At 38.4% G+C, this 8,873-nt stretch carries 6 protein-coding genes; 5 read left to right on the top strand and 1 reads right to left on the bottom strand.

The features are described 5' to 3' along the window. The first annotated feature begins 113 nt into the window (after positions 1-113). Positions 114-479, top strand: coding sequence for a hypothetical protein (locus QGM71_RS17955; protein ID WP_327608945.1), 366 nt, complete (start codon positions 114-116; stop codon positions 477-479). A 660-nt stretch (positions 480-1,139) separates the two neighbouring features. Then, positions 1,140-1,685: a YkoP family protein gene (locus tag QGM71_RS17950; RefSeq protein WP_327608944.1), complete on the top strand. Its 546-nt coding sequence runs from the start codon at positions 1,140-1,142 to the stop codon at positions 1,683-1,685. Here QGM71_RS17950 and QGM71_RS17945 read toward each other — a convergent pair. Further along, positions 1,682-2,512: a metallophosphoesterase gene (locus tag QGM71_RS17945; RefSeq protein WP_327608943.1), complete on the bottom strand. Its 831-nt coding sequence runs from the start codon at positions 2,510-2,512 to the stop codon at positions 1,682-1,684. The two genes, QGM71_RS17950 and QGM71_RS17945, sit on opposite strands and share 4 nt — an antisense overlap. 95 nt (positions 2,513-2,607) lie before the next feature. Between QGM71_RS17945 and QGM71_RS17940 the strand changes: the two genes are divergently transcribed. The 3 genes from QGM71_RS17940 to uvrA all read left to right on the top strand — a co-directional run bounded on the left by QGM71_RS17940 (position 2,608) and on the right by uvrA (position 8,830). Then, positions 2,608-3,741 carry an MGDG synthase family glycosyltransferase gene (locus QGM71_RS17940; RefSeq protein ID WP_327608942.1) on the top strand — a complete coding sequence of 378 codons (1,134 nt, stop codon included), beginning with the start codon at positions 2,608-2,610 and terminating at the stop codon, positions 3,739-3,741. A gap of 222 nt (positions 3,742-3,963) precedes the next feature. Next, a complete protein-coding gene (gene uvrB / locus QGM71_RS17935) occupies positions 3,964-5,946 on the top strand; it encodes an excinuclease ABC subunit UvrB (protein WP_327608941.1) in 1,983 nt (660 codons plus the stop codon). A 7-nt stretch (positions 5,947-5,953) separates the two neighbouring features. Then, entirely contained in the window at positions 5,954-8,830 is a 2,877-nt protein-coding gene (uvrA, locus tag QGM71_RS17930) for an excinuclease ABC subunit UvrA (protein ID WP_327608940.1), read from the top strand. The last annotated feature ends 43 nt before the right edge of the window (positions 8,831-8,873 follow it).

Raw genomic sequence — 8,873 nt, 5'->3', positions numbered from 1 at the left:
TAATGATAAAAATACATCATACTATCAAATTTAGTTCAACAGTAATAGATTAGTAGTTTTCTTCATAGAATTAAAAAAGCAGCTTTAAAGGCTGAAATTGAGGAGGAAACGAAGTGAAAAAGAAAGTAATAGCATTCACTCTACTAGCTATGTTATTAGGTGGCGGAGCAACATATGCAGCTACCTCAAACTATTATGCTGATTTGGTAACAAACCAAAAAGAGCAGCTTGAAGGAATTTTAAAAGCTTCTCATGCAGAAAGAGAAAAGGAAATTGGCCAGGAGGTACATCATGATATGGTCATGTACGCATCTACTCAAAGGGATGAATTACTACAACGAATGCAGGTTTATCTTAAAGAGAACATGGCCGGTGAGCAGCAGGAGCGAATGAATATGCATTCCAAAGAAATCGATAAAGCAGTTGAACAGCTTGAAAAGGAGTTAAAAGCATATATCGATAGTTTAGCTAATAATTAATGGCACTTTTCACATAGTTTGGTCGCTATTGATATAAAAGACGAAGTAACCGGTCGGTTGCTTTCCGCTGCGGACTGTTGCTTTCACCACTCCGGATACAAGTGCAACATCTGCTCAGCTTCACTTCGTTTACTTTGCAGTGTTTTCTTTGCCGCAGCACGGCTTCAGCCTCCTCGAGAAACCCACTCTGCGGGGTCTTCAGACACGTGCTGTTCTAAGCAGGAGTCGACCGCTTTGTGATGACCGCTGCACCTGGCTTCATTCAGCGATTGCTTCGCTTAATCCCGCGTTCGGCTTGGTTTATTCAGCGTTCGGACCAATTTATCCCGCGCTTGTTCAGCATAATCCTGCGTTCACCCCGGTTTATTCAGCGATTACCCCTTTGAGCGAAGTATATTTCCGGAGCGATTATAGTAAACAGTAGTTACTTCGTCCTTAATAGAAAAGTTGTACGTCGGAAATGCAAATATATTTCTGTGGTCGAGTAAACGCCTGTACAGGTACAATCTCAACTTTTTAGAAAACAGTCTAAATAATAGAAGAAATAAAAAAACCGAACAGTGGATGTTCGGTTTTTTTATTCTCCAAAAAATTCCTTCAATATTTTATATAGAAACTAAGCAAACTAGTTATGACTTGAGAAAAGAAAGGGAAATAACGATGAAAAGTTACCTGTTAGGTGTTTGGAATATAATTGATCCAGTTTATTATAATTTTACACGTCTACGTTACGTACCTGATGATGAATATTGCAATACGTTGTTCCGTGTTAGATTAACACGTTATAAAGGAGGAGAAGTAATATTGAATGATGGTACAGTAATACAAAAAAACGACTTGTTAATGAAGATTCACTTGCATAACGTAAAAGTGCTTAACGATTTAACCAGTATTACGAGTGATGTTAAAAAGGCAGTTTTTATTTACCACAAGGTAAAACGGTCCCTTCCAAAGCTGGCTTGTTATATTGAGGCCCATCAGAAAACCAATGAAATTAAAGGAATTATTGGGATTACAACTTTATATAAAGGTGCGTCCCGTCTTGGTTTTGAAATTGTGCCAATTAAAAGTTCTTACTATCGAGCGTATAAAAAGGTAACATTTTTTCCTATTAACCTTATTGCTAGTAAAAACCGTTTGGATGACCCTGTTTATTTATTTATGTCCAAAGACGAATTAATAAACAATTACAACTCAACAATTTAAGCATTACTTTCATGCAATACTACACTATGAAATGTAATTTCCGGGCGGCTTCCAAGGCGAATGTTAAACCCAGTCTGGCCCAAGCCTTCACTAATGTAAAAGGGAGAACTATGATGCATGTGTAATCCTTTTATAATATTATTTCGTGCTAATTTGCCCATTTTAACAAGGTGGTACGCTTTTGGGTAACAAATCTGTCCGCCATGGAAGTGGCCTGCCAATAAATAATCAAACGTATAGCCTTCCATTTCAAGTACAACAGTAGGATCATGTGTCAATACAATATTCATACCTTGCTCCACTTTATCAAAGGCTAAAGATAAATCACTTCTATTTGTACTATAATCATCGACACCGACAATATTTACAAGCTGTCCGTCTACAGTAATTGTGTCACTGGAGTTTTGCAGGACATGGCAATCGTATTGCTCAAGTGTATTTTTAAGGGCTGCAATATCTTGCTCCTTTAAAACATAATCATGGTTTCCAAAGACAGCGTACGTTCCATGTTTTGGCTGTATTTTTTGCAAAACCTGCAAGTAGGGAACCAATTTTGGAATAGTTCGTTTCCGATCGAGGAAATCGCCGGTTAAAGCAATTATATCAGGTGTTTCATTTTTAAGCTTTATTTCAAGTTCTGCAGGTGTTATAGAGATATTTTCTAAGTGCATGTCTGATAGATGAAGAATAGATAACGATGAATTAGTGCTCCTATTTGGTGAATCTATTTTAATTTTATTAATCTGTATATCTTTCGTATTTTTATATGCTTTATAGATAAGCATACTAAAGGCTATTACAAATAATGAAATAACTATATAAGCCATTGATCAGCACCTCCCAATAAGGATTGTAACATGCAGAGGTCTACTAAATCATTGGTAATTGAAGGTAGATAGTTATCAAAAGGTGGAGATATTCTATGGTAAAAGAGTTGAATAGTGATGCTTTGTTCTTACCGTTTATGCAAATACCTACAGGTCATCATCATGTGGCTGATTCATTGATGGAAGATCTGCACAACTTTAATAAAGAGATTTCAAGTGGAAAGGTTGATATTCTATCGTATAGTTATGGGAAAATGGAACGCGTTGTTTCTTCTACTTATTTAACATCGATAAAGCTGTTCCCGCATATATATAATCGGATTTATGATCATTTAGCATATAAAAATGCTACTAAAAGAATTCGTCATATTCATTATGAAATGCTGTTTACTTATTTTTTTAAACGGCTACTGAAGGGGAATGAGCCAGCTATACTTTTTTGTACGCATTGCCTGCCTTCCAATCTGGCGGGTGTTCTAAAACAAAAAAGACAACTTAACGCTATTACAGTTAATGTTTATACGGATTACTTCGTAAATCGGGTGTGGGGGATCGAGGGAATCGATTATCATTTTGTTCCTTCAGTACTTGTAAAAAAGTTCCTGAGAAGTCTAGGAGTTGAAGAGGAGAAGATTTTCATAACAGGTATTCCTGTGCATGCTGTGTTCCATGAACGTACACGGCTGTCTACTAAAAATAAAAATCACGCTGTACTTGTTACTGGTGGAAGCTTGGGTGTAGGTGCAATGGAAGAATTATTGCCTGATCCAGCCTCTGACAACCAACTCCATTACTATATTTTATGCGGGAAAAATGAGGCGTTGTATAGTCGGTTGTTAAGAGAAAAAAATCCATCTGTAACACCCATCCCATTTATTAACAGGAAGGAAGAGATGAACCGGTTATATGATAAAGTGGATGCAGTCGTGACAAAGCCAGGAGGAGTTACGATTAGTGAATGCCTTATGAAGCGCAAACCCATTTTTATTTGTCATGCATTACCCGGGCAAGAGATAGTTAACGCTAAACAACTGAAACAACTGGGTTTAATAAATACCTTAAGAACACGAGAATCAATAGAAGATCAGATTACAGGCTTTTTAAATGACTCCGCTAGAAAAAAAGCATATGAAGACAAAGTAGAGGAATATCATAAAAACCTGGAGAACAAATCCATGATCGAGCTTCTTGAGGAAATACTTTGCTTTTCAAAAATTAAAGAACATTAGCATATCAATTGCTGATGTTTTTTTAGTTATTATGAAAACACTTTCGGTCGGTTCTTCTGATTCTCTCGTTGCAACTACGTATGATTCCATATTACAGGAAACGGGTAGTATAGATAATAGACTAGTGAAACAAAATGATCGAATATTTGTTCGTGTTTATGTTAAACTATATTATTATATATGGTAAAATAGTAAGACAGATAAAAATCGGAGTGATGCTTAGTGGAAAATACATTCGAACTTGTATCGCAATACCAGCCGGCTGGCGATCAACCAAAAGCTATTAAAGAGATAATAGAAAAAATACAAGCCGGTCAGCGCCATCAGACTTTACTTGGCGCAACGGGAACAGGAAAAACATTCACCATGTCTAATGTAGTAAAAGAAATTAATCGGCCTACATTAGTCATCGCGCATAATAAAACATTGGCAGGTCAATTATATAGTGAGTTTAAGGAGTTTTTTCCTAACAATGCTGTTGAGTATTTTGTCAGCTTCTATGATTACTACCAACCAGAGGCTTATGTACCATCCACAGATACGTTTATTGAGAAAGACTCCAGCGTCAATGAAGAGATAGATAAATTACGTCACTCGGCAACATCTTCTTTATTTGAGAGAAATGATGTATTGATCGTTGCCAGTGTATCCTGCATATATGGCCTGGGTAATCCAGAGGAGTACCAGAGCCAGGTGCTTTCTCTTCGTATGGGAATGGAAAAAGATCGAGACCAGTTATTACGTGATCTTGTCAGTATTCAATATGCACGGAATGATATCAACTTTCAACGCGGTACGTTTCGCGTCCGGGGAGATTCAGTAGAAGTTATTCCTGCTTCAAGAGAAGAATATTGTTTGCGATTTGAATTCTTTGGTGATGAAATTGACCGGATTAGAGAAGTGGATGTATTAACTGGTGAAATTATTGGAGACAGGGAACATGCAGCTATCTACCCAGCTTCCCACTATGTCACACGGGAAGAAAAACTTAAAAAGGCCATTCGAAATATTGAAAAAGAACTGGAAGAACGTTTGAAAGAGCTTCGTGCAGAAAACAAACTTTTAGAAGCGCAACGCATTGAACAGCGAACGAATTATGATATAGAAATGATGGAGGAAATGGGATTTTGTTCAGGAATTGAAAACTATTCGAGACATTTAACCTTAAGGGAAGAAGGGGCAACACCGTATACATTATTTGACTATTTTCCAGACGACTTCTTAGTTGTTGTAGATGAGTCGCATGCGACACTGCCCCAGGTCAGGGGAATGTATAATGGGGACCAGGCCAGAAAGCAAGTATTGGTTGAACACGGGTTCAGATTACCTTCAGCACTGGACAACCGACCGTTAAAATTCTCGGAGTTTGAGGAGAAGACAAATCAGCTTGTGTACGTTTCAGCAACACCGGGCCCTTATGAGCTGGAGCACTCTCCAAAAATGACAGAACAGATTATTAGACCAACAGGGCTACTGGACCCAGAAATAGATGTGCGTCCAATTGATGGTCAGATTGACGATTTAATCGGAGAGATTAATAAGCGGACAGACAAGAATGAGCGTGTTCTTGTTACCACTTTAACGAAAAAAATGTCAGAGGATTTAACTGATTATTTAAAGGAGCTGGGAATGAAGGTTGCTTACCTGCATTCCGAAATTAAAACATTAGAGAGGATCGAAGTGATCCGTGATCTCCGTGTAGGAAAGTATGACGTTCTCATTGGAATAAACCTATTACGAGAAGGTCTGGATATTCCGGAAGTTTCATTGGTTGCTATTCTTGATGCCGATAAAGAAGGCTTTCTGCGCTCTGAACGTTCACTAATACAAACGATGGGAAGAGCTGCTCGAAATGAAAACGGCCAGGTGATTATGTATGCCGACCGTATTACAAACTCTATGCAGCTGGCGATTGATGAAACAACTCGACGTCGTGAAAAACAAGTGGCATATAACGAGAAACATAATATTACGCCTACTACAATAAAAAAAGAAGTTCGGGATGTTATTCGAGCAACCGTTGCAGCAGAGGACCAGGAAGAATACGATGGAAAAACACAGAGTTTAACAAAGCTGACCGGAAAAGAGAAAACAAAGGTTATCGAACAAATGGAAAAAGAAATGAAGGAAGCTGCCAGATCGCTTGATTTTGAGAAAGCAGCGGAGCTTCGAGATGTTCTATTTGAACTTAAAGCGGGAAGGTGACTAATTCATGCCTAGTAAATCAATTAATATACAAGGTGCTAGAGCACATAATCTTAAAAATATCGATGTAACAATACCTAAAAATAAATTAGTAGTAGTAACAGGTTTGTCAGGTTCGGGTAAATCCTCTCTGGCCTTCGATACCATTTATGCAGAAGGACAACGCCGTTACGTGGAATCACTTTCCGCATATGCACGCCAGTTTTTAGGGCAGATGGATAAGCCGGATGTAGATGCAATTGACGGGCTTTCACCAGCCATTTCAATTGATCAGAAAACTACCAGTAAAAACCCCAGGTCGACTGTAGGGACGGTAACAGAAATTTATGATTACCTTCGTTTACTCTATGCTCGTATAGGTCGCCCGATATGTCCGAAGCATGAAATAGAAATTAGCTCACAAACCGTTCAGCAAATGGTGGATCGAATTTTAACGTACCCTGAACGCACCAGACTACAGATCTTGGCACCTGTTGTTTCAGGGCGAAAAGGAGAACACGTAAAGACGTTTGAAAAACTGAAACAAGAAGGGTACATACGGATTCGTGTAGATAAAGAAATGCGCGAAGTGACCGATGATATTCAGCTTGATAAAAATAAAAAACATTCGATCGAAGTTGTTGTTGATCGGATTGTTGTAAAAGAAGGAATTGAGAGCCGTTTAGGTGACTCTATAGAGACTGCATTAAGTTTAGGTGAAGGTAAAATCATCGTTGATATTATAGGTGAAGAAGAATTAATGTTCAGTGAAAACCATGCTTGTCCCATTTGTGGTTTTTCTATTGGAGAAATGGAACCACGTTTGTTTTCTTTTAATAGTCCTTTTGGTGCCTGCCAAACATGTGATGGGTTAGGGACGAACTTGGAAGTAGATCTTGATTTAGTAATACCAGATTGGGAAAGGTCGCTAAAGAAACATGCGATTGCTGCATGGGAACCAATAAGTTCTCAATATTACCCACAGCTTCTGAAAAGTGTATGTAAACATTATGATATTGATATGACTATCCCTGTTAAGGATATCCCGAAAGATAAAATGGACAAAATTTTATATGGAAGTGGAAGGGAAAAGATTCACTTTCACTACGTAAATGATTTTGGTAGTGTGCGGGATAACCATGTTGTTTTCGAAGGAGTAATATCTAATATTGCTCGTCGCTACCAGGAAACATCTTCAGACTATACACGTGAACTGCTGGAGAAATATATGGGACAGAAGCATTGTCCAACATGTAAAGGTTATCGCTTAAAGAAGGAAGCATTGGCTGTAAAGGTTAATGGCCAGCATATAAGTCAAGTAACAAACTACTCAATCGTTGAGGCAAACCATTTTTTTGAGCATCTTGATTTAACAGAAAAAGAAGAACAAATAGCTCGAATGATTTTAAAAGAGATTTGTAATCGACTTGAATTCCTCAATAATGTAGGGCTCGATTATTTAACACTCTCGCGCGCGGCAGGTACCTTGTCGGGTGGAGAGGCACAACGAATACGTCTAGCAACGCAGATCGGCTCCGCATTAACCGGTGTATTATACGTATTGGATGAACCATCTATAGGTCTTCATCAACGAGATAATGATCGGCTAATTGCTACACTGAAGCGTATGAGAAACCTTGATAATACATTAATTGTAGTAGAGCACGATGAGGATACGATGCTTGCTGCTGATTGGCTGATTGATATTGGTCCTGGAGCCGGTGAACATGGTGGAGAAATTGTTGCAAGCGGCACACCAGATAAGGTGATGAAAAATAAAAAATCTCTCACAGGTAATTATTTATCCGGGGCGAAATACATTCCATTACCTGTTAAACGGAGAAAAGCAGATAAACGTAAAATTGAAGTTGTCGGTGCCGAAGAAAATAATCTGAAGAATGTTTCTGTTAAATTTCCAATTGGCGTAATGACAGTAGTTACAGGTGTTTCCGGTTCAGGAAAAAGTACATTAGTTAATGATATTTTATATCAGTCATTAGCAAAGGAGCTATATCGGGGTAAATATAAACCTGGAAAGCATAAAAAGGTTAAAGGAATAGAATATATTGAAAAAGTCATCGATATTGATCAATCACCAATTGGTCGTACACCTAGATCAAACCCTGCAACTTACACTGGTGTTTTTGATGATGTTCGTGATGTTTTTTCCCAAATGAATGAGTCAAAAGTTCGTGGCTACAAAAAAGGCCGCTTCAGTTTTAATGTAAAAGGCGGACGATGTGAAGCATGCCGCGGTGACGGCATTATTAAAATTGAAATGCACTTCTTACCAGATGTATACGTACCATGTGAAGTATGTCATGGAAAACGCTATAACCGGGAAACATTGGAAGTGAAGTACAAAGGTAAAAATATCTCGGAAGTGTTGGGACTTACAATAGAAGAGGCTTTGGATTTCTTCGCGAACGTTCCTAAAATAAAACGGAAGCTGCAAACCATTTATGATGTTGGACTTGGTTATATTAAGCTAGGTCAACCGGCAACTACCTTGTCCGGGGGGGAAGCACAACGTGTGAAACTGGCCAGTGAACTCCATAAACGCTCAAACGGTAAATCATTTTATATATTGGATGAGCCAACAACGGGTTTACATGTCGATGATATCAAACGACTATTGTTAGTCCTGCAGCGTTTGGTCGATAATGGCGACTCCGTGTTAATTATTGAGCACAATTTAGATGTTATTAAATCAGCTGATCATATTATAGATTTGGGACCTGAGGGTGGCGATCGCGGTGGAGAGATCATAGCCACTGGAACTCCTGAAAAGATTGCCAACGTAGAGGCGTCTTATACAGGCCATTATTTGAAACCTATATTGGAACGTGACAGGAAACGAATGGAAGCATCGATTGCTGAGAAAGAAATAGTAGTATCAAAATAAGGATGGAGGTAGCGGGCCAGTTCAGAGAGGTTTGTTACCTTTT

It is taken from the genome of Virgibacillus tibetensis, assembly GCF_036026595.1.
Lineage (GTDB): Bacteria > Bacillota > Bacilli > Bacillales > Amphibacillaceae > Virgibacillus_P > Virgibacillus_P tibetensis.
This window is presented reverse-complemented; position numbering and strand designations above follow the sequence as displayed.

Bases quoted from the DNA above. Each gene is read 5' to 3' on its own strand.
- uvrA (WP_327608940.1), top strand. From the start codon at position 5,954: ATGCCTAGTAAATCAATTAATATACAAGGTGCTAGAGCACATAATCTT.
- QGM71_RS17950 (WP_327608944.1), top strand. From the start codon at position 1,140: ATGAAAAGTTACCTGTTAGGTGTTTGGAATATAATTGATCCAGTTTAT.
- QGM71_RS17945 (WP_327608943.1), bottom strand. From the start codon at position 2,512: ATGGCTTATATAGTTATTTCATTATTTGTAATAGCCTTTAGTATGCTT.
- QGM71_RS17940 (WP_327608942.1), top strand. From the start codon at position 2,608: ATGGTAAAAGAGTTGAATAGTGATGCTTTGTTCTTACCGTTTATGCAA.